Origin of the sequence: Arthrobacter sp. ZGTC412, from assembly GCF_002929215.1 — a bacterium.
GTDB lineage: Bacteria > Actinomycetota > Actinomycetes > Actinomycetales > Micrococcaceae > Arthrobacter.
This window is the reverse complement of sequence record NZ_PJII01000004.1, coordinates 155,309-175,545: the sequence shown is the minus strand read 5'-3', so window position 1 is coordinate 175,545 and position 20,237 is coordinate 155,309. Positions and strand designations below refer to the sequence as shown.

Here is a 20,237-nt window from a genome sequence, read left to right as displayed (position 1 = left end):
GGCTTACCAGCCGCGGTCGCGCCACTCCTCCAGGTGCGGCCGTTCAGCACCCAAGGTTGTGGGTTTCCCATGCCCAGGGTGCACCACGGCGGAGTCCGGGTAAGCGTCGAATAACCGCTCGCTGACATCGGCGATCAGCTGGTTGAACCGCTCCGGATCCTTCTGGGTGTTGCCCACGCCGCCGGGGAACAGCGAGTCTCCAGAGAAGATGTGCGTGGGGCCTTCCGGGTCCTCGTACACAAACGCGATTGAGCCTGGTGTATGCCCACGCAGGTGGACTGCCGTCAGCTCAACGCCCTCCACGGCCACGGTGTCCCCGTGCTCCAGGGGCCGGTCAACCGTGACAGGCAACGCGTCGGCGTCGTCCTTTCCCGCAGCAGTGGGCGCACCCGTGGCTGCCGTCAGCTCCTTCAGCGCCCGGACGTGGTCCCAGTGCTGGTGCGTGGTGGCAATAAGGGCGAGCCGAGGTTCGGCGGACGCATCCGCCGAGGAATCCTGCAGCAGTTGCTGGATGGCCGGCAGGTCGTCCGCGGCGTCGACCAGCACCTGCTCGCCGGTGGCTTTGGCGGTCAGCAGGTACACGTTGTTGTCCATCTCGCTGACTGAAATCCGGCGGATGGTCAGGGCCTGCAGGTCGTAAAGAAGTGAGTCCATAGGCTTCAGTCTAGGGATGCATGTTCCCGGCTTAGTTACTCGCGGCCTTGGGACACCCAGTTGGGATCGGCGGAGCGGGAGCCGACGACGGCGTCCGAAGCTTCGCCCAGTGCGTCCAGTTGCGCCGGGGTCAGTTCCAGGGCCAGGGCGCCCAAATTTTCGTCAATCCGGTGCCTTTTGCGGGTGCCTGGGATGGGGACGACCGGCAGACCCAGCCGTTCACCTTGGGCCAGCAACCAGGCGAGGGCGACCTGGGCAGGCGTGGCATCAAGCTCGTCCGCTACGGACCGGACGGTGGCCACCACAGCCTCGTTGGCGCTGGCGGCGTCCGGGGCGAAGCGGGGGATACGGCGTCGGAAGTCTTTTTCCCCGAGTTTTGAGGCGTCAACAGTGCCGGTGAGGAATCCCCGGCCCAGCGGCGAGTACGGCACAAAGCCCACCCCAAGGGCGGCGGCGGCAGGAACAACGTTGCGTTCCACGTCGCGGCTCCAGATGGACCATTCACTCTGGACCGCCGCAATCTGGTGGACGGCGGAAGCTTCTTCCAGCTCCTGGCCCGTCACTTCCGACAGCCCCAAGTGCTTGACCTTGCCCTGCTGCACAAGCTCCGCCATGGCCTCCACGGTTTCCACAATCGGAACGCGGAGGTCACGGCGGTGCATGTAGTAGAGGTCAATCACGTCCGTGCCCAGCCGTTGCAGGCTGCGGTCCACGGCCTGCCGGATGTGGGCGGCGTCGCCCCTGATGTCCGTGTAGCCATCTGCCGGCGAACCTACGAGCCCGAACTTGGTGGCCAGCTGGACCTCGTCCCGCCGCTCCTTCAGCAGCTGCGCGATCAGTTCCTCGTTGCTGCCCCCGCCGTAGATATTCGCTGTGTCAATGAAGCTGACTCCGGAATCGACGGCGTGGTGCAGCGTCCGGAGTGCGTCACCCGGATCCACCTCCCCATAAACCGGTGTCAGCGCCATGCCGCCAAAGCCGAGCGCGCTGACGTTGAGGCCATCGCCGAGGTGAACCATAGGTGCTGCCATGACTGTGCTCCCATCATTGAAGTTATCCAAGCCAAGAACCCCGTCCCGGGTTGCTGTATTCCGTCAGTCCTAGTGCCAGGGAATGATCCGGTCTGCTGCCGGACGCGTGGCCTGGATCAGGACTGCGTTGGCTTCGTCCGGGCCGGTTGCCCAGGCTTCTGCCGCAGCCCGGTCCATACCGAATGACACGTGCCGTTCCGCCAGGCGGCTCAAGCGCAGCGCGTGCGGTGTGTCTACAAACCAGACCTCGTCCAGCTGGGACCTGATCTCTTTCCAGGGTTCCTGCTCCGCCAGCAGGTAGTTGCCCTCGGTGATCACCAGCGGCACCTCCGCCGGGATCGCAATGGAGGCCGCCACGGGTTCATCCAGGATGCGCCGGAACTCCGGGGCGTAGACGACTGACTCATCCCGGCGCACCAGGCGGCGCAGCAGCGACAGGTAACCGCCGGCGTCGAACGTGTCAATTGCTCCCTTGCGCTGCCGCAACGGGGTGCCGTCGATGATCGCATTACCCAGGTGGAAGCCGTCCATGGGCACAACCACGGCCTGGTCGGGACCGAACTGTTGTTGAATCAATTCCGCGAAGGTGGACTTTCCGGAACCCGGCGCACCCGCAATGCCCAGCACTATCCGCCGGCCGCCGTGCAGCGATTGGCGTAGGGCAGCGACAGCCTTAGTGATCTCGGGTGCGTCCATGGCAAAAGCCTAGACCGCATAGTCGCAGGCAACTCAACGGGAGGCAGACTCAGCGGATGGTGGAGCCCGAAGGGGCCGCAGCTTCAGGCTTATCGGCGTCGGCACCGCCGGGCAGAACCTTGAGCCCGGCCGCACAGCCAACGATCCCGGCAATAAACAGCACCTTGAGCACACTGAACGGCTCAACGCCGGTGGCCATCGCCCAGCCCACGGTCAGCGCCGCTCCGATTCCCACCCAGACGGCGTACGCGGTGCCCAACGGGATGCTGCGGATCGCCATGCCCAGGCCCAGCATGCTCAGGGTTGCTGTCACTGCGAATATCAGGGTGGGCGTGGGCTCAGTGAAACCGTTGGACAAGCCAAGGGCTGTTGCCCAGACTGCTTCGAGGACGGCCGAGGCCAGCAGTACCAGCCAGGGAATCGAACGCCGCAGCATCACGCCACCACCTTCAGGCCCACCACGCACACGGCGACGCCGGACAACAGGAGGAGGCGTGCCGCCGTCGGGCGTTCCACCTTGGTGACGATCGCGTAGGCGGAGGTCAGCACTACGCCCACGCCCACCCACACCGCGTAAGCGGTGCCGGTGGGGATGGACTGCATGGCGATTGCCAGGCCACCGGTGCTGGCAGCCACGGAGACCAGGAACAACAATGTGGGCGCGATGCGGCGCCGACCGGACGCCTGAAAGGCGCGATGCAGGGCTGCCGCCCACACGGCTTCAAGGGCACCGGAAAGAATAAGTATTAACCACGGCATGACAGATCCTTTGGCCAGTCTTGTCGCGTGCCGGGTACTGAACCGTCGTCCGGAGGCTCCGCCGCGGAGCCTTGACTTCCAGCGTAGCAACGCCCGACGCCGGCCGGCCAATGTTGGTGCCCAACCTCACCACCTCAGCAAAGGTAGGTAGCGCCAAGTGTCGTTATGACCCGTCAAACGACACTTCGCGCTACCCGGTTGCGCCAGGCGGACGTTAGAGGGCGCCGCCGGCAGCTTCGGGGGCGGAGGCGTCACGGCCGCTGTCGCCGATGGTTTCCCGGGCGATGAAGTTTTCGATGTCGAACAGGTTGTCTGCACGCTCGGCGATGTTCAGCAGCGTGGTCATGGACGCCACTTCCTCCACCTGCTCCTTCAGGAACCAGAGCATAAACTGCTCACCCAGCGCGTCGTTCTCGCCGCGGGCGGCCCGGAAGAGGTCCTCGATATTGCCGGTGACCTCCCTTTCCTGCTGCAGCGCAAGGGCCAGCGGCTCGGTGACGGAGGTGAAGTCGTTGCGGACGGCAGGGACGCCAGGAATGGTGAAGGGGATGTCGCGGTCCAGCATGTACTGCACCATCATCATGGCGTGGTTCCGTTCCTCCACGGACTGGCGGTAGAAGTACTGGGCCAGCTGGGGGAGGTCCTGGTTGGCGAACCAGGTGGCCACGGCAATGTACTGCTGCGATGCCGTGAATTCGTTGCCGATTTGGGTGGACAGAAGCGCATTGAACGTTGAAGTGGTCATAGGGCGAGTTTAGGGACGGCTGCAGGGAGTGACCAGTGTGGAAAGGCTCTGCTTCCCAAAGGCGAGCCTTTCCTATTCGGCCCCGGGCTCATCCTCCACCGGGTCGATCGACACGACGGCCAGGAAGCCGCGGCCCAGGACGTCAGGGGTGTCGACGTCGGAGCCCACCACGGCGTCGTACCGTACCAGGGTTTCAGGGTCGTCTGTCCCGACGGCGGCTGTTGCCTGTCCCTGCAGCAGGATCCCCAGTTGCCCTTCAAAGAGGGGCTTCGCGCGCTTCTTGGAGAGCTCGATGATCGAGGTGAAGCCTTTGAAGGCGCCGGTCCGGGTGATCACGTTGAGGTCCCGGATGTCGCCCGTGGGCAGGGAGGCATGCGTGTCGGCCCCGCCCGGGAAGCGGAACGCACGGTACTTCTCCAGTGGATGTTCGGCGCCGTCCACCGTGAGCAGCAGGAGTTCGCCGTCGATAACTGTCAGCACCCGCTCCATACCGGGGAACGGAGAGAAGTCGCCGGCCTTGCTGACATCCGCGATGCTGACCCGCCAATCCCAGGGTCCGTCCTGCGTCGAAGCGGCCTTGGGGTGGGTGGCGAGTTGTCGTGTCACCCCGCCGCCGTTGCGCCAGGGCTGGGGCTTGAGGTCTGCAAAGCGGATGATCTCCATCAGCCCAGCCTAATTGCCACGGGTGCCTCCGGGCCCCGGCCTTCCTGCTACTCTCCTCCGGGGGGATAACACAAAACAGCCTCAAGGAGCCGGGAATGTTTGTAAAAGTGTGTGGTCTCAGTACGCCCCAATCCGTCCGTGAAGCGGTGAACGCCGGGGCGGATGCCGTCGGTTTTGTCCTCACCGCCAGTCCCCGTGTTGTCTCGCCGTCCCAGGCGTCCTCGTTGTCGGCGGAGGTGCCCGCGGGAGTTTCGCCCATCGGCGTCTTCCGCCACGAACCCGTGGCCGACGCCGTGGCCATCGCCCGCGCTGCCGGGCTCGAATGGGTCCAGCTGCACGGCCCGCGCTCGCGTCAGGACGTAACAACAGTGCACGACGCCGGCATGAAGCTGATCAGGGCAGTCACCCTGGGCGCCACTCCAGAGGAGTTCGAAGACTGGGGCGAGGACCTTCTGCTGATCGACGCCGCGGTGCCCGGCTCGGGTGAGGCGTGGGACTACGCCTCCGTGGCGGCGCTGCCCGTACTTCAGGGCCGCCACTGGCTGCTCGCGGGCGGGCTGGACCCGGCCAACGTGGGCGACGCATCCACGGCCGCCCACGCCTGGGGCGTGGACGTGTCTTCCGGCGTGGAGGCATCCCGAGGGGTCAAGGACCTGGCCAAGGTGCGCGCCTTCGTGCAGGCAGCGAAGAGCGCCGCTGCCCCGGTTTAGCAGCTGAGTCAGGGGCCAGTCAGGGAAGGCCCCTGACTTTTGTCAGAGCCCCCGGGGCACAATGGATGAATGAAGACACTGCTCAACATCATCTGGCTGGTTTTCGGCGGATTCTGGCTTGCGCTGGGCTATTTTGTGGCCGGCGTCATCTGCTGCCTGCTGATCGTCACCATCCCGTGGGGCATCGCCTCGTTCAGGATTGCAGAGTACACGCTGTGGCCCTTCGGCCGGACGGTGGTGGACAAGCCAGGCGGCACAGGGGTGTTCTCGCTCCTGGGGAATGTGATCTGGCTGTTGGTGGCGGGCATTTGGATCGCGATCGGCCACGTGGTGACTGCCTTTGCCATGGCCGTTACCATCATCGGAATCCCGCTGGCCATCGCCAACCTGAAGCTCATCCCGATATCCCTGATGCCCCTGGGCAAGCAGATCGTGCCAACCAGCGCGCCGTTCGTCACCACCTACCGGTAAAACAGTCGCCGCCGTTCCCACTAGGAGCGGGGGAGCCGCGGCGGGGACGACTGGTCAGTCGGCCTGAAGTGCCCGCAGGACGCAGAACTCGTTGCCGTCTGGATCCGCCAGCACCACCCAGGTCACCTCAGGACCCTGGCCGACAGAGACGCGCTCGGCGCCAAGACCCTCCAGCCTTGCAACCTCTGCGTCCCGGTCCTCGGGCCGCAGGTCCAGGTGGAGCCTGTTTTTGACCTCCTTGCGTTCGGGCACCTTCAGGAAGAGCAGGTCCGGGGAAACCCCCTCCTCGGGGCTGCCGGCCGGCGGCTCGAGCACAATTTCATCGTCCGCCTCATAGGTCCGGCGCCATCCCAGCGCCTTCTCCCAGAAGTCCGCAGGCACTTTCGGATCAGTCGAATCAATGCAAAGGGATTGGATGCGCAAGGTCATCCGAGCAGTCTTGCATCCGTAGCCGACGGCGGTAAAGGGTTAGCCGTCGGGCATTCCGAACCGCCGGCGCACCCCAGAAGGCGAGCCTCACCTTCAGCGTGGGCTGAAGGCCCCGTCCACCAGGATGGCCACAGCGCCGCTGTCGTCCAGTTCCGCGGCGATATCGACGTCGTCCCCGTAGCCGGCACCGGCCAACTCGCGGCCTCGAAGACTGCCATGGCCGCTACAGCCTCCGGGGAGTAACCGTGCCTGCCGTCCTCGGCCTCGTAGCCGCCCTTGCCCGCCGCCACCAGGCCGGCGATGAACGCGCCTGCCCCGATCTGGTCCTCCACGGCAGGGCGCAGGGTGCCGTCAGGCCAGCGTTCACCGGCGGCAACCACTGCGATGACAGCATCCGCGGGCAGGTTGGCCGCCACCCAGTCGGCCGTTGCCGCGGCATTGCGCAGGGACACGGCAGCTACCAGCGGGACCTCGCCTGCCAGCTCATGGCAGAGGGCGGAACCGTTCGGGGACGGCAGGACCACCCGCTCCAAGGACGCCGCAGCCCGGATGCTGGCAGGGGAGAGGCTGAGCCCGCCGCCCTCGCGGGGACCAGCCAGCCGGGCGCGGTGGTGGGCGGCGAAGTCCTCGGCACCCGTGTCCTTCCAGGGGAAAGGAAAAACAACGGCACCCCGGTCCAGGGCGACGCTGACGCAGGTGCTGAAGGACAGGATGTCCACCACCACGGCGAGGTCCGCCCCGGGCGCCACTGTCATGGCGCCGTCGAGCCCCCACTCCAGCCGCACGGTGTAGGGCAGCTGCCGGTGGACCGCACTCGCTGTCAACATGTGGCGGGAGTTTGAGCTGGGTGCGTTCACGCGAGTTCGCCTTTCAGGTTCCGGTGTGCGGCGTCCAGCCACAGCTCCCGCGCCCGGCCGCTGTGGAACAGCGGGTCAAGTTCCAGCAGGCGGCGTACGACGGCGGTGCGCCCGGCAGCGAAGTCAGCGTCGCCGATGTGCGCATAGTCCTGGCGGACGTCCGCCACGTACCTGGCGTACTCGTCCGGTTCCCCGCCGAGAACGGAAAGGTCGGCATCGCAGAGGAGGGCGCCGTCGTCGTCCCCCGGCTCGGGGCGGTGGTCCGACGTCAGCCGCACCAGCCGCGCCACTTCAGCCACCTCCGCATCGGGAAGCCCGGCGTGCTGCAGCCGGTCCTCCGCCAGGCGGGCCGACTCCTCCTCATCCTGGCCGGCCACGCCCCGGTAGACGGCATCGTGGAACCATGCAGCCAGCAGCACGGAGCGGGGAGGATCAGCGGGATCGGTCAGCAGATCGAGGGCTTCCAGCACCGAGAGCAGGTGGGTGCAGCCGTGGTACCGGCGGTGCGGCTCGCTCCACCGGTCCAGAAGGTCGAGGAAGAGCGCGTCCTGGCCGGCCATGATGGCGTCCCACCGGTTGAACAGCGGAACCTTGAGCGACTTGTTCCGCTGCCGGGCGGGGATCCGCAGACCGCTGGCGATCAGCTTGCGCACCAGGACCCGGGCCTCTACAGGGATTGCTCCTGCCGCCACCAGGTCATCGAAGCGACGCTCGGCCACGTCGTAGTGGTCGCCGTCGAAAGCGCGCTCGGGAATCCCGGCCGCGGAGGCGAACCCATGCAGTTCCGTCAGCGACGAGTCCGATACCAGGTGCGAAAAGTGCGTCCCGTGGGCAGGCCAGAGCGGCGGGTCAATGTAGATGGCCATGGAGGAAGTCTAGTGGGACGCCTCCCAACGGGTGCCGGCCGCAAGCCGCTGACTTAGGTTTCCGAAGATACGGTGTGATTTCGCCGCTTCTGCCGTAGGTGCGCTCTAGACTTGCGCTATGACCATTATTCGCGTCGCTGAGGCTGCCCGGTTCCTGGGTGTCAGTGACGATACCGTGCGCCGCTGGATGGACAACGGGTCCCTCACCCCCGTGAAGGACGACGGCGGCAGGCTCGCCGTGGACGGCCTGGAGCTCGCCCGGCATGCGCAGAAGCTGGCGCATCTTCCGGACGATCCGCACCGTACCGGCAGTTCCGCCCGAAACAGGTTCGTGGGCCTGGTCACCGGCATCACGGCGGACAAGGTGATGGCCCAGGTGGAGCTGCAGTGCGGGCCGTTCCGGGTGGTGTCGCTGATGAGCAGCGAGGCGGTGCGGGAGCTGGGGTTGGAACTCGGCTCCGTAGCCACCGCGGTGGTCAAAGCCACCACGGTCATCATCGAAACGCCGCAGGGCAGGGCCCTGTGAAGAAGGGCCAAAAGCTGGCCGCTCTGCTGCTGGCGTTCCTGGTGGCCGCCCCGCTGGCAGCCTGCGGCGGCGGCCAGGCCACGGGCAACGGCGGCGGGACGCTGACCGTGTTGGCCGCCGCGTCCCTCAAGGCCAGTTTTACGGAACTGGCAAAGACCTTCGAAACCCAGCACCCCGGCACCACCGTTACCCTCAGCTTCGCCGGATCAGCGGACCTGGCCGGGCAGATCAACCAGGGCGCACCGGCCGACGTCTTCGCCTCCGCCGACACCAGGAACATGGAAAAGCTCCAGGAGGCCGGGTTGGTGGACGGCGAACCCCAGGTCTTCGCCACCAACACGCTCGCCATCGCGGTCCCGCCGGGAAACACGGCCGGCATCCGTTCCTTCGCGGACCTCAGCAAACCGGGAATACGGCTGGTTCAGTGTGCAAAGCAGGTGCCCTGCGGAGCCGCCGCGGCCGCCATCGAACAGAAAACCGGCACGGACCTGGCCCCGGTGAGCGAGGAAAACTCCGTAACGGACGTGCTCGGCAAAGTCATTTCCGGGGAAGCCGACGCCGGGCTGGTCTATATCACCGATGTCCGTTCCGCGGCCGGCCAGGTGGAGGGAGTTCCTTTCCCGGAAGCCGCCAGCGCCGTCAACAGCTACCCCGCCGCCGTGCTGTCCAACAGCCGGAACAGCGCAGACGCCCGGGCTTTCCTCAATCTGTTGACCAGCCCGGAAGGCCAGCAGGTGCTGGCGGCCGCCGGCTTCGGCAGTGGCCGGAATTGAGCGGCGCGACGTGAACCGCCAGGCCTACAGCGGCGTTCCGCGCTGGATCTATGCCCTCGCGGTCCTGGCCGCCCTGGTGGTGGTCCTCCCGCTGTTCGCCATGGTCGCGAGGGTCAACTGGGCCAGCTTCCTTCCGCTGGTCACTTCCGAATCAGCGCTGTCGGCCCTGGGCTTGAGCCTGCGGACTTCCGTTGCCAGCACCGTTCTATGCATTGTGCTCGGTGTGCCGCTGGCGCTGGTCCTGGCCCGGGGCAGGTTCCCGCTGCAGGGCCTGCTGCGGTCACTGGTGTTACTCCCACTCGTGCTGCCGCCGGTGGTGGGCGGCATCGCGCTCCTCTACACATTCGGCCGCCAGGGCCTCCTGGGCCGGACCCTGGAATTCCTCGGCCTCCAGATTGCCTTCTCCACCACGGCCGTTGTCCTGGCGCAGACGTTTGTGGCACTGCCGTTCCTGGTGGTGAGCCTGGAAGGGGCCCTGCGGACCGGCGGCGAACGCTACGAAGCCGTGGCGGCCACTCTCGGCGCCTCACCCGGAAGGGTATTCCGCCGCGTCACGCTGCCGCTGGTGCTGCCCGGGCTGGCCTCTGGCGCCGTGCTCTCCTTTGCCCGCAGCCTGGGCGAGTTCGGTGCCACCCTGACGTTCGCGGGCAGCCTCCAGGGGGTGACCCGGACCCTGCCGCTGGAAATCTACCTGCAGCGTGAAACGGACCCGGACGCCGCCGTCGCACTCTCCCTGGTGCTGGTGGCCGTGGCGGTAGCCGTGGTGGCACTTGCTTACCGGCGGCCCAGCGGAGGTGCCTTGCAGACTTCCACGCAGCGGACGACGACGGCTGCCGCGCCGGGCGGGAACGTCGCGTGACGTTCACGTTCGAGGCAGCCGTGGCGGAGCGGGGATTCGACGTGACCCTGACTGTCGGCCCCGGCGAAACGGTAGCCGTGATGGGGCCGAATGGGGCCGGCAAATCGACGCTGCTGTCCGTGATCGCGGGCCTGCTTCGGCCCGACAGCGGCCGGGCGGAACTCAGCGGAAAGGCGCTGTTCGATTTCTCGCCGGGCCGTAGCACATGGACGCCGCCGCATCAACGCGGCACCGCCCTGCTCGCCCAGGAACCCCTGCTGTTCCCTCACCTCAACGCCCTGGAAAACGTGGCCTTCGGTCCGCGGAGCACCGGGGCGACCATGCAACAGGCAAAGTCCGAAGCCGCCCGGTGGCTGGCTGAGGTGGAAGCGCAGGACCTCCACGAACGCCGTCCGGCGGAACTTTCCGGCGGCCAGGCCCAGCGCGTTGCGGTGGCAAGGGCGCTGGCAGCGGATCCGGCTCTTCTCCTCCTGGACGAGCCCATGGCCGCCCTCGACATCCACTCCGCCCCGCTCCTCCGCCGCCTGCTGAAGCGGGTCCTCACGGACAGGCCGGCCATCATCATCACCCACGACGTCCTGGACGCGCTGATGCTGGCGGACCGTGTAGTCATCCTGGAAAAGGGCCGGATTTCAGAGGAAGGGCCAACCCGCGAGGTACTCGAGCGGCCCCGGAGCAAGTTCGCGGCAGGGCTGGCGGGGCTGAACCTGATTCCTGGAAACCTCACCGCCCGCGGGCTCGAAACGGCTGACGGCCAGACCATTTCCGGCCATGTGGAGGACCCCAGTTATGCAGGGGGGGACCTTGCGGCGGTGGCCGTGTTCCCGCCGTCAGCCGTCTCCGTATTCCTCGACAACGCCCACGGCAGTCCCCGCAACTACTTCGAGGTGACCATCACGGACCTGGAGCCGCACGGTGACCTCATCCGGGTCCGCGCGGGAGGCCTTGCTGCGGACATTACTCCCGCCGCTTCAGCGGACCTGGGACTGGTCCCCGGCTTGCCCGTGCATTTTGTGGTGAAGGCAATGGCGGTGGCCATCTACCGGGCCTGACCGACCCCGCCAATACAGCAATATTTACAATATCTGTCATATCAAGTGACAGCCATCACAATTCCTTGTAAAGTCCCCGTTGGGGGAGGCAAATCCTGCCGCTGCCCGTCAACCGGAACTGTTCCCGCGCGCCGCACAACGGAGCCGCGGGCGGTCTCTCGTGAAGGAGTACCGCTTTGAAAATCGCCAGGATTCTTGCTGCCGCTGCCGTCGTCGCCCTGCTCGGCCCGCTGCAGCCGGCCTCTGCTGCTCCTGCCCCGGGTGGGGACACCGCCAGCCCGGACATTGCCGGCGGCACAACCACCACCATCGCCGCCGCGCCGTATGCCGCCCAGATTTCCTTCGACTCCACCGGAACCAACGTGGGTTGCACGGGCAGCCAGATCTCAGCCGGCTGGGTCATCACAGCCAAGCATTGCAACTCCACCTCGCTGAAGTCGGTCCGGCTCGGCACCAGCTACCTGGAGTCCGGCGGCACCGTCAAGGCCGTCTCCGCCAGGTACGCCTCCAGCACCGGCGACGTCCTGCTGCTCAAGCTCTCCACGCCGCACTACGGCTCCTACGTGGGGCTTTCCAGTTCCTTCCCCGCCACCGGCGTCGGGGCCAAGGTTTACGGCTGGGGTGACCAGACCGAGGGCGCCGGCACCATGTCCTACAACCTCAAGACGGCAAGCGTCACTGTGGCCGGCCAGGGAATCGACACCTACGGCGGGCCCTCCGTCCGGACGCAGTCCCAGACCGGGCACACCCTGGGCGGTGACTCCGGCGGACCCCTCATCGTGAACGGGAAGCTGGTAGGCGTCCTGTCGACGTCGAGCATCCTCCCCGCATCCAACCCGTCAAGTTACACCCGCTACTACAACGACCACGCCTCTGTGGCCCAAAACCTGAGCTGGATCACCGGCGTCTCCGGGGTTGGCGCTTCCTGACGACGGCGGCAGTGAACGAGCCGGCGGGTGGCTTTGCTGGGGGAGCCACCCGCCGGTTTCTTGCGCCTGATCATGCTCTGCTTTGGCTGCTGGCCTACATCCCCGGCAGGTCCAGGGACTCGTACACCTGAATGCTGGCGCCGGGCATCATGAGGTGCGGGTGCCCGTCCAGCAGCCCCTGGGCGCCGGCGAGGTCCTCGGCCTGGAGGATTCCATAACCGGCCACGCCGGTGCTGGTATCAGAAGTGCCGGTTGACGTCATCTCCTTCCCGGCCCCGAGCGGGTTCCCCAGGTCCACGATGCCGTCGCCGGCGCTCTCTGCCCAAGCCATCCACGCCTTCATGCCCTCCTGGGCGGCCTCTGGGGTACTTTCGGCCATTTGCGCCTGGGCCGACTGTGCTGCGATGTAGAGAACAACAAACTTCTTCATGGCCTGTCCCGTCTCCCTGCGCCGGCGGCACTGTGCTCCCCGGTCACAAGGCGATCCTAGGGTGGATGAGACCGCTTGAAAACGGGACGGGTGTCGCGTGCGGTGGTTCGCCATTGGCAAACAGGAAATAAAAAGTACCCCGTCCAAAGTTGAGCGTAGTAGACTCAACCTAGATTAATTACCCCTGAAAGGAGCTCTCTTTGGACGTCAAATTCACTACCAAGAGCCAGGAGGCTCTCTCGGCTGCAGCCATGAACGCCTCAACCGCTGGCAACCCGCAGGTGGAGCCGGCCCATCTGCTCAAGGCGCTGATGGACCAGCGTGAAGGCGTCGCCGTGGCGCTTCTGCGAGCCACTGGGGCCGATCCGGACGCCGTCAGCGTGCAGGCGAGCAGCGCCATCAAAGCTCTGCCCGCCACTTCCGGTGGGTCCAGCCAGCAGGCACAGCTGTCCCGGCCCGCCCTGCAGGCCATCCAGAACGCCAAGGGGGAAGCCGAGCGGTTGGGTGACACCTTCGTATCCACCGAAGTGCTCCTCCTGGGCCTGTCAGCAGGAAGTGACGCCGCAGGCCGGTTGCTGCGCGACGCCGGCGCCTCCCACGAAGCCCTGGTCGCTGCGCTGCCGGGTGTCCGCGGCGACCGGAAAGTCACCAGCCCGGACCCGGAGAACACCTTTCAGTCCCTGGAAAAGTTCGGCACGGACCTCACTGCCATGGCCCGGTCCGGCAAGCTGGATCCGGTCATCGGCCGAGACACGGAAATCCGCCGGATTGTCCAGGTTCTCAGCCGCCGCACCAAGAACAACCCCGTGATCATCGGTGAGCCCGGCGTCGGCAAGACCGCCGTCGTCGAGGGACTCGCCCAGCGCATGGTGGCCGGTGACGTGCCGGAAAGCCTGCGCGGCAAGACCCTCATCGCCCTGGACCTCGCCTCCATGGTGGCCGGCGCGAAGTACCGCGGCGAGTTCGAGGAGCGCCTCAAGGCTGTCCTCGAGGAGATCAAGAACTCCGACGGCCAGATAGTCACCTTTATCGACGAAATCCACACGGTGGTGGGGGCGGGAGCCACCGGAGAGTCCTCCATGGATGCGGGCAACATGCTCAAGCCGATGCTTGCGCGCGGGGAGCTGCGGCTTATCGGCGCCACCACCTTGGATGAGTACCGCGAAAACATCGAAAAGGACCCTGCGCTGGAGCGCCGCTTCCAGCAGGTGTACGTGGGCGAGCCCAGCGTCGAGGACACCATCGGCATCCTCCGCGGCCTGAAGGAGCGCTACGAGGCGCACCACAAGGTGGCAATTGCCGACTCTGCCCTGGTGGCAGCCGCGACGCTCTCCAACCGCTACATCTCCGGGCGCCAGCTGCCGGACAAGGCCATCGACCTCGTGGACGAGGCCGCGTCCCGGCTGCGCATGGAGATTGACTCGGCCCCTGAGGAGATCGACCAGCTCCGCCGCGCCGTCGACCGGCTCACCATGGAGGAGCTGGCCCTGGAAGGTGAGACCGACGCCGCGTCCGTGGAGCGCCTCGCCGCGCTCCGTGCGGACAAAGCAGACAGGGAAGAGGAGCTCGCCGGACTGAACGCCCGCTGGGAGGCCGAAAAGGCCGGCCTCAACCGGGTGGGTGACCTGAAGGCCAAGCTGGACGAACTCCGTTCCACGTACGACAAAGCTGCCCGGGAAGGTGACCTGGAGACGGCGTCGCGGATTCTCTACGGCGAGATCCCGGCCCTGGAGCGCGAGCTGAACGCTGCCGCGGAAGCCGAGGCCGCCGTCACGGACAAGTCGGCGCAGATGGTGGCGGAACAGGTGACCGCAGACGACATCGCCGAGGTGATTTCCGCCTGGACCGGCATTCCCGCCGGCCGCATGCTGCAGGGTGAAAGCCAGAAGCTGCTGCACATGGAGGAGGAGCTCGGGAAGCGGCTGATCGGCCAGAAGACGGCTGTCACCGCTGTGTCCGACGCCGTTCGCCGCGCCCGTGCCGGCATCAGCGATCCCAACCGGCCCACGGGTTCGTTCCTGTTCCTTGGGCCCACCGGCGTCGGTAAGACCGAGCTCGCGAAGGCCCTCGCGGACTTCCTGTTCGACGACGAACGTGCCATGGTGCGGATCGATATGTCCGAGTACGGCGAGAAGCATTCCGTTGCGCGGCTGGTGGGTGCGCCTCCGGGATATGTGGGTTATGAGGAGGGCGGCCAGCTCACCGAGGCCGTCCGCCGCCGCCCGTACTCGGTGGTGCTGCTGGATGAGGTGGAGAAGGCCCACCCTGAGGTCTTCGACATCCTCCTGCAGGTGCTCGACGACGGCCGCCTCACCGACGGCCAGGGCCGCACGGTGGACTTCCGCAACGCAATCCTGGTGCTGACGTCCAACCTGGGCAGCCAGTTCCTGGTGGACCCCTCGCTGGATGCCGAGGCCAAGCGGAACGCCGTGATGGCCACTGTCAACGCTTCCTTCAAGCCGGAGTTCCTGAACCGGCTGGACGAGGTGGTGCTCTTCGATCCGCTGTCCGTGGAAGAGCTGGCCCGCATCGTTGAACTGCAGGTGGCCGAACTTGGCCGGAGGCTGCACGAGCGCCGACTGACCCTGGACGTCACCGAAGGCGCCCGTGCCTGGCTGGCGATGTCCGGGTTCGACTCCGCCTACGGGGCCCGGCCGCTGCGCCGCCTGGTGCAGCGGGAGATCGGCGACCGCCTGGCCAAGGCCATCCTGTCCGGCGGGATCGCGGACGGCGACACCGTGCTGGTGGACACGGCCACCGACGTCGACGAACTCACCATCGAAGGGCTGGAGGCGCTCGCCCGGCCCAACAGCGGCGCAGTTCCGGGAACGGGGCTGGTGGTCCGCCGGAAGGACTAAGCCGGCTTGAGTTGAACTAACGCGTGCTGCCCCGGTGCCCCAAGCGCTAGGGCAGCACGCTCGCGTTAATGTTGTTGCCGCCCGGGGAGGTTACGTAGCAGTCCAGCCTGCGGTCCCCGGAGCCCCAGCTCGTGGAGCTGGGGAAACTGCGCTCGAAGTTCAGGGTGTACTCGTTCGCTGCCGGGCCCAGTTTTGCCGCCTTGCAGGCTTCCAGGGCCTTGGCCTTCAGGGCCTCGGCGCCCGGGTAGGACTCGCCTTCCGGGTAGTGGAACAGGGCAACCAACTGCGCGGAATGGCCGGTGTCGCACGGCACAACGGTGGACTTCAGCGCCTCCGGGCTGAAGTCCTTGAAGCAGTCGCCCAGGGCGTAGGCGGCAGGCTCCGCTTGGCGGGGCAGGGGCAGCCGGGTCGCCGGTGGCGTAACGGTGGTTTCCAGCACGCCGGGAACGGCGCCTGCGGACGCTTCCTGGTTCCCGTTGTCGTTCAGCCACAGGGCAAGCCACACCAGCGACCCGATGACCGCCAGGAGGACGACGACGAAGAACGCCTTCCACAGCGTGCGCTGGTTGACGCTGCCACGGCCGGCTTCGGGCCCTTCGGCGAGGACCGACCGGTCCTGGTCCCACGCCTCGCCCTGGTCCCGCGATTGTCCCTTACTGCGAGCCGGGGGCTCGGCTGCCGGGACTCCGTACTCGGCCGCGGGCACCGTGGGCAGGCCAGCGGTGGGCGGAGAGGCGGGTTTGGGCGGAACGTCCTGGTGGTTCACGGGGTGCATCCTCCTGCGTTTTGTCCGCACGGGCAGCCGGATTCCCGGCCAGTATCAGTAGTTGCTTAAGTGACTCTACCGAAGAAAAAAGCCGGATTCCGGCCCTGGGGAGGCAGGAATGGTACTGCATGTGACCGGCGCGTGCAGCGGCTGGCGAGCGGGGGCAGTCGAAAGCATGTAATCTAGGTGTACGACAAATTGACCAAACATTCCGGGGCCTCACCATAGCCAAAGGTGACCACCTCCGGTCCAAGTACAAAAGGGGGTCACGCCATGGGGCGCGGCCGTCAAAAGGCAAAAGCTACCAAGCAGGCTCGGGATATTAAGTACTACTCCCCGAATACTGACTATTCGGCACTTCAGCGTGAGCTGACGGGCCCGAGCAGTCGTGCCACGAGCCATTACGCGAATGAGCCGGTTGAACCGGACTATTCGGCTTATGTGGATAAGTACGCGGATGATTTGGAAGAAGACGACGACGAGGTAGACACCCGTCGGATCGGCTAGTTGTCGCAAGGTGCTGTTGCGTAACCGGACAGCCCTGTGACGCCGTCGCACTCATGGATCCACCACCTGGATCCTGGTTTTTAGGTTTGACCAGTGCAGCGCTTCTATTAGCACCCCTGATCCGGGCCGATCGTGGGTGCTGACTTCAGTTTATGAAGCCCGCCCCCTGCACCGTTGACCGGTGCCGGGAGCGGGCTTCTTGTTGTCTTCCGAGACTAGCGAACTGCCGCCCGTTGACGGCCGGTCCCGGCCGGAGTTGTTGGCAGTTTTCCTGTATTTTGCGGCGGTGACGCCGGGACTGCAGTGCCGCCGGCGCCCGCAAGGCTCACAGCCAACACCGACGCCAGAACCAGCGCGGAGGCCGGGGCCAGCACAGTCCACGGTGCGCGTTCCACATAACCGATGCCCTCGGCAAGGATGAGTCCCCACTCGGGCGACGGCTGTTGTGGCCCCAGCCCCAGGAACCCGAGTGCTGCGAGGGCAAGGGCTACTCCCGGCAGCCGGAGCATTGCGTGGCGCAGGAGCGGCCGCACCACTGCCGGCAGGATGTAGCGGAGCATGATGCGGGCCCTGCCCACCCCCAGCACCGGGAGGATCTGCACGTAGGACTGTGCCCGCGCCTCCTGGGCCAATGCGGCGGTGTGCGCCGCCAGCGGCGCCCAACCCACGGCAGCAACAGCCAGTGCAGCACCTTGCGCTGAGGGCCCCGTGATGGCTGCGACCACCAGTCCTGCCAGGATGGGCGGCGCTGCGTTGGCCACCTCGAGAGGACCCGTGGCAGCCAAGGGGAACAGGCCGACGGCGATTCCCACGGCCAGGCAGACCAGCACCACTACCAGCGCAGTTCCCAGCGTCCCGACGGCCCCGTGACCCACGCGCGCCAGGAGGTCGCGGCCGCTGGCGTCGGCACCGAACGGCAACGCCCAGGTGGGCAGCGCGAGCCTGGCGTGTGCGGAGGTGAAGGGGTCACGCACCAGTCCGGCCATAACCATGAGCAGCAAGCTGGCCGACGCAACCGCCGGTACCGCCAGCCTGCGGCGGCTCCCCGACTGCAATGGGTCCGGCAGCGGAAGTGTGCCGAAGCGGATCGCTGGCCCGATCAGGACGTAACGCACCGCCGTCGTCAGCGTTCCCACCAGCAGTGCCAGCGCCAGAAGTGCCAGCATGCCGGCCTGGAGCGCGGGAATGTCCTGGGCGCTGGCGGCGCCGAGGAGCGCCCGGCCGAGCCCTGGAATGGCGTACACCTTTTCAACGGCGACAGCTCCGCCGGTCAGTCCGATGAGGACCAGCCCGATCTGCGGGAGCACTGACGGCAGCGCTCGCCGCAGCACCGCTCGCGTCAGCTGCCCGGGTTGCGCACCGGCCAGGCGCCAGGTTGCCACCCACTTCTCTCCGAACCCGGCACGGACGGCGTCGGACAGGAGCAGGCCCATCAGGCCGCCTGCCGGGATGCCGAGGGCGAGGGCCGGCAGGACGGAGTACTCCGGACCCTTCCAGCCGAAGGGCGGAAACCACCGGAGCCAGATGGCGCCCACCACCAGCAGCATGGCGGCCAGCAGGAACTCCGGCAGGGAGGTGAGTGCAGCGGACAGGGCCCCGGACGCCGGCCCCCGCCGCTGCCGGAGCCCGTCCACCACCGCGGGCACGCCGATCAGCAGGGCGATGATGGACGCGGCGGCGAGGGCAAAGCCCATCAGGGTCACCGAGACACTTAGGGCGGCCACGACACCGGGCGCCACCGGAGTATTGCTGATCCAGGACGTGCCGAGGTCTCCCGTGACGACCCGTTGGAGCCAGGATCCGAGCATTGCCAGCGGACCGTGTTCCAGGCCGAGCTCTGCGCGGATGGCGGCCAGTGTTTCGGGCGTGGGCTCGCGGTCCGAGTATCTGGCGCGGAGGATGGTGTACTCGGCGCCTCGGCCTGAAAGCCACGGCATTATGCCGATCAGCACCACGAGTCCGAGGAGGGCTGCGATCCGCGAGGCGGCTACTTTCAGGAAGGCCGGAGTGGGCATTAGCCTGCCGCGCCTGTGCTGGTAGACCCGCCGCTGGTGTTCCCGCTACTGCCGGTGATCCCCGTCTTGCCCGTGATCAGTGCCCGCTCGCGCGGATCCCGCTCCACGTGCCGGACTCGGGCGGACTCGCCCTGGATGACGCGTTCGTGGAGCAGCGGGATGGCGGCGTCCCGGGCGAGGATGAGGCTTTCGGCGGCCGAGATCGCAGCACGCCGTTCCGGGCCGGCAGGGATGCCGGCCGCTTTGGCCAGGGCGGCGTCCACTACTGGGTCGCAGAACTGGGAGATATTGAAGGAGCCGGCGCAGGAGAAGTCGCTGTAGAGGTATGCCACGGGATCGCCGGAATCCAGCACCGTGGCACGCGAGAGGATGAACGCATCAAATTTGCCGGCCAAAGCGTCCGCTTCGATGTGCTGGTACTCGCGGACGTCCTGCTCAACGGTGAAGCCAGCGGCTTCCAGCTGCTGCTCGAGCTGGACCGCCACCTCCGGCAGTTCGGCGCGGTCCGTGAAGGTTCCAAGCCGGATGGGCGTTCCCTTGACGGCGGTTGCGGCAACCCTTGTGGCCAGCGCCGCGGCGTAGTCTTCGTTTCCCCGCTCGGCTGCTGCCCAGGGAAGCGCCGGGCCAAGCAGCCCGGCTGCCTTGTCCCCGCGCCCTTCATAAACCCGGTCCACAATGGTGCCGGCATCGATCGCTTCGCGGGCTGCGGCGCGGACGCTGGGGTCAGCAAACGGACCCGCCGACGTGTTGAGGTACAGCGTGTTGGTCCGCGGCATCGGCACTTCATGCACCAAGGCCGGGTCGATCTGCGCCACCTGGCCCACGGGGATGGCTTCCACGATGTCCGCGTTCCCGGTCCGCAGCGCCGCAGCGCGTGCGGTTCCGTCCGGAACAAACTGGACGTCCACGCCGTCGGCTTCCGCTTTTTCGCCCCAGTACCCGTCGAAACGGTCCAGCCGGGCGGAGGTGGTACCGTCCACCGAAACCAGCCGGTACGGCCCGGTTCCGGCATCCACGGGGTCAACCACACCGGGCTCCTTATAGGCCGAGGCCGCGAGGATGGCCAGCTGGGGACTGGACAGCCGCTGGGGCAGGAGCGGATCGGGCGTCGCCGTCCTGATGATCACGGCGCCGGGCCCATCTGGCTGGGCGGTGAGCTCCACGCCGTCGAGGATCCTCGGCTTGGGACTGGCCTGCGCCGCGACGGTCAGCGAGGCAACAACCTCCGTCGACGTCATGGCCGTTCCATCATGAAACTCCACGCTGTCCCGCAGGGTGAAGCGCCACGAGGTCCCGTCGATCTGCTGCCACTTAGTGGCCAGAGCCGGTTCGGCTTCACCGAGCTCGTCCAGCACCACCAGGGTTTCGGCAGTCTTCCAGCGGGACAGTTTGAAGGCGTCGTCGCTGAGGGGCGACAACCCGGACCGCGGCGGTTGGAGCATGGCCACCTTGATCCGGCTGGCGGCGTCCCCGCTATCCCCTGTCTGCTCGGCACCGGCAAAACATCCGGTCAGACCGGCGGCAAGCAGCAGGGTCGAAAGGGCGGTTACACCTGTTTTGAGTCGCATTTTGGGCACGTTTATGACCTGTTTCGGGTATCGAGGGTGCGGAAAGATGGCCCAAGGTGGGCGCGTTGGGTGG

The 20,237-nt window shown here is 66.8% G+C and carries 22 protein-coding genes, 1 pseudogene and 1 riboswitch; of the genes and pseudogenes, 9 read left to right on the top strand and 14 right to left on the bottom strand.

Annotation, left to right across the window (positions count from 1 at the left end):
• Positions 1-3: 3 nt before the first annotated feature.
• From CXQ88_RS07585 to CXQ88_RS07555, 7 genes are all read right to left on the bottom strand, one after another.
• Positions 4-654 carry an MBL fold metallo-hydrolase gene (locus CXQ88_RS07585; protein WP_104043552.1) on the bottom strand — a complete coding sequence of 217 codons (651 nt, stop codon included), beginning with the start codon at positions 652-654 and terminating at the stop codon, positions 4-6.
• Positions 655-689: 35 nt separating this feature from the next.
• Positions 690-1,685: an aldo/keto reductase gene (locus CXQ88_RS07580; protein ID WP_104043551.1), complete on the bottom strand. Its 996-nt coding sequence runs from the start codon at positions 1,683-1,685 to the stop codon at positions 690-692.
• A gap of 69 nt (positions 1,686-1,754) precedes the next feature.
• The gene (locus CXQ88_RS07575; protein ID WP_104043550.1) at positions 1,755-2,381 is read right to left on the bottom strand and encodes a nucleoside/nucleotide kinase family protein; all 627 of its coding nucleotides are present in this window, start codon (positions 2,379-2,381) and stop codon (positions 1,755-1,757) included.
• 49 nt (positions 2,382-2,430) lie between these two features.
• Positions 2,431-2,817 carry a DMT family transporter gene (locus CXQ88_RS07570; RefSeq protein WP_104043549.1) on the bottom strand — a complete coding sequence of 129 codons (387 nt, stop codon included), beginning with the start codon at positions 2,815-2,817 and terminating at the stop codon, positions 2,431-2,433.
• Positions 2,817-3,140 (bottom strand): DMT family transporter, encoded by a 324-nt coding sequence (locus CXQ88_RS07565; protein WP_104043548.1) that lies wholly within the window; start codon positions 3,138-3,140, stop codon positions 2,817-2,819. Before CXQ88_RS07565 ends, CXQ88_RS07570 begins: the two co-directional genes overlap by 1 nt.
• 9 nt (positions 3,141-3,149) lie before the next feature.
• A riboswitch (guanidine-III (ykkC-III) riboswitch) is annotated at positions 3,150-3,215 on the bottom strand.
• A 139-nt stretch (positions 3,216-3,354) separates the two neighbouring features.
• The gene (locus CXQ88_RS07560; RefSeq protein ID WP_104043547.1) at positions 3,355-3,885 is read right to left on the bottom strand and encodes a ferritin; all 531 of its coding nucleotides are present in this window, start codon (positions 3,883-3,885) and stop codon (positions 3,355-3,357) included.
• A 72-nt stretch (positions 3,886-3,957) separates the two neighbouring features.
• Positions 3,958-4,548: a HutD/Ves family protein gene (locus CXQ88_RS07555; RefSeq protein WP_104043546.1), complete on the bottom strand. Its 591-nt coding sequence runs from the start codon at positions 4,546-4,548 to the stop codon at positions 3,958-3,960.
• Between the two features lie 95 nt (positions 4,549-4,643).
• Here CXQ88_RS07555 and CXQ88_RS07550 point away from each other — a divergent pair, with 95 nt between their 5' ends.
• Complete coding sequence (locus tag CXQ88_RS07550) at positions 4,644-5,258, top strand: phosphoribosylanthranilate isomerase (protein WP_104043545.1); 615 nt, start codon at positions 4,644-4,646, stop codon at positions 5,256-5,258.
• Positions 5,259-5,327: 69 nt separating this feature from the next.
• Positions 5,328-5,729, top strand: a complete 402-nt coding sequence (locus CXQ88_RS07545; protein ID WP_104043544.1) for a YccF domain-containing protein — start codon at positions 5,328-5,330, stop codon at positions 5,727-5,729.
• 54 nt (positions 5,730-5,783) lie between these two features.
• On the opposite strand, the gene CXQ88_RS07540 is transcribed toward CXQ88_RS07545, so the two are convergent.
• The 3 genes and pseudogenes from CXQ88_RS07540 to CXQ88_RS07530 all read right to left on the bottom strand — a co-directional run bounded on the left by CXQ88_RS07540 (position 5,784) and on the right by CXQ88_RS07530 (position 7,881).
• On the bottom strand, positions 5,784-6,158 hold the full coding sequence (locus tag CXQ88_RS07540) for a VOC family protein (protein WP_104043543.1): 375 nt from the start codon (positions 6,156-6,158) through the stop codon (positions 5,784-5,786).
• A gap of 93 nt (positions 6,159-6,251) precedes the next feature.
• A pseudogene (locus tag CXQ88_RS07535) lies at positions 6,252-7,015 on the bottom strand (2-phosphosulfolactate phosphatase).
• Complete coding sequence (locus CXQ88_RS07530; protein ID WP_104043542.1) at positions 7,012-7,881, bottom strand: DUF4031 domain-containing protein; 870 nt, start codon at positions 7,879-7,881, stop codon at positions 7,012-7,014. Before CXQ88_RS07530 ends, CXQ88_RS07535 begins: the two are co-directional and overlap by 4 nt.
• Positions 7,882-7,999: 118 nt before the next feature.
• On the opposite strand from CXQ88_RS07530, the gene CXQ88_RS07525 reads away from it, so the two are divergent.
• From CXQ88_RS07525 to CXQ88_RS07505, 5 genes are all read left to right on the top strand, one after another.
• On the top strand, positions 8,000-8,407 hold the full coding sequence (locus CXQ88_RS07525) for a TOBE domain-containing protein (protein WP_104043541.1): 408 nt from the start codon (positions 8,000-8,002) through the stop codon (positions 8,405-8,407).
• Positions 8,404-9,180 carry a molybdate ABC transporter substrate-binding protein gene (modA, locus tag CXQ88_RS07520; protein WP_104043540.1) on the top strand — a complete coding sequence of 259 codons (777 nt, stop codon included), beginning with the start codon at positions 8,404-8,406 and terminating at the stop codon, positions 9,178-9,180. Before CXQ88_RS07525 ends, modA begins: the two co-directional genes overlap by 4 nt.
• A complete protein-coding gene (locus tag CXQ88_RS07515) occupies positions 9,167-10,039 on the top strand; it encodes an ABC transporter permease (protein ID WP_373637723.1) in 873 nt (290 codons plus the stop codon). Before modA ends, CXQ88_RS07515 begins: the two co-directional genes overlap by 14 nt.
• Entirely contained in the window at positions 10,036-11,091 is a 1,056-nt protein-coding gene (locus CXQ88_RS07510) for a sulfate/molybdate ABC transporter ATP-binding protein (RefSeq protein ID WP_104043539.1), read from the top strand. Before CXQ88_RS07515 ends, CXQ88_RS07510 begins: the two co-directional genes overlap by 4 nt.
• 176 nt (positions 11,092-11,267) lie before the next feature.
• On the top strand, positions 11,268-12,020 hold the full coding sequence (locus tag CXQ88_RS07505; RefSeq protein ID WP_104043538.1) for a S1 family peptidase: 753 nt from the start codon (positions 11,268-11,270) through the stop codon (positions 12,018-12,020).
• Between the two features lie 94 nt (positions 12,021-12,114).
• Here the strand turns inward: CXQ88_RS07505 and CXQ88_RS07500 are convergent, their stop codons facing one another.
• Positions 12,115-12,450: a hypothetical protein gene (locus tag CXQ88_RS07500; protein ID WP_104043537.1), complete on the bottom strand. Its 336-nt coding sequence runs from the start codon at positions 12,448-12,450 to the stop codon at positions 12,115-12,117.
• Between the two features lie 200 nt (positions 12,451-12,650).
• Here CXQ88_RS07500 and clpB point away from each other — a divergent pair, with 200 nt between their 5' ends.
• Entirely contained in the window at positions 12,651-15,308 is a 2,658-nt protein-coding gene (clpB, locus tag CXQ88_RS07495; protein WP_104043536.1) for an ATP-dependent chaperone ClpB, read from the top strand.
• Positions 15,309-15,354: 46 nt separating this feature from the next.
• Here clpB and CXQ88_RS07490 read toward each other — a convergent pair whose 3' ends face one another.
• The gene (locus CXQ88_RS07490) at positions 15,355-16,074 is read right to left on the bottom strand and encodes a septum formation family protein (protein WP_104043677.1); all 720 of its coding nucleotides are present in this window, start codon (positions 16,072-16,074) and stop codon (positions 15,355-15,357) included.
• A 273-nt stretch (positions 16,075-16,347) separates the two neighbouring features.
• On the opposite strand from CXQ88_RS07490, the gene CXQ88_RS07485 reads away from it, so the two are divergent.
• On the top strand, positions 16,348-16,581 hold the full coding sequence (locus CXQ88_RS07485) for a DUF3073 domain-containing protein (protein ID WP_009359485.1): 234 nt from the start codon (positions 16,348-16,350) through the stop codon (positions 16,579-16,581).
• Between the two features lie 215 nt (positions 16,582-16,796).
• Here the strand turns inward: CXQ88_RS07485 and CXQ88_RS07480 are convergent, their stop codons facing one another.
• Together CXQ88_RS07480 and CXQ88_RS07475 are read right to left on the bottom strand one after the other, a co-directional pair.
• On the bottom strand, positions 16,797-18,596 hold the full coding sequence (locus tag CXQ88_RS07480; RefSeq protein WP_104043535.1) for an ABC transporter permease subunit: 1,800 nt from the start codon (positions 18,594-18,596) through the stop codon (positions 16,797-16,799).
• On the bottom strand, positions 18,596-20,164 hold the full coding sequence (locus CXQ88_RS07475) for an ABC transporter substrate-binding protein (RefSeq protein WP_104043534.1): 1,569 nt from the start codon (positions 20,162-20,164) through the stop codon (positions 18,596-18,598). Before CXQ88_RS07475 ends, CXQ88_RS07480 begins: the two co-directional genes overlap by 1 nt.
• Positions 20,165-20,237 lie beyond the last annotated feature (73 nt).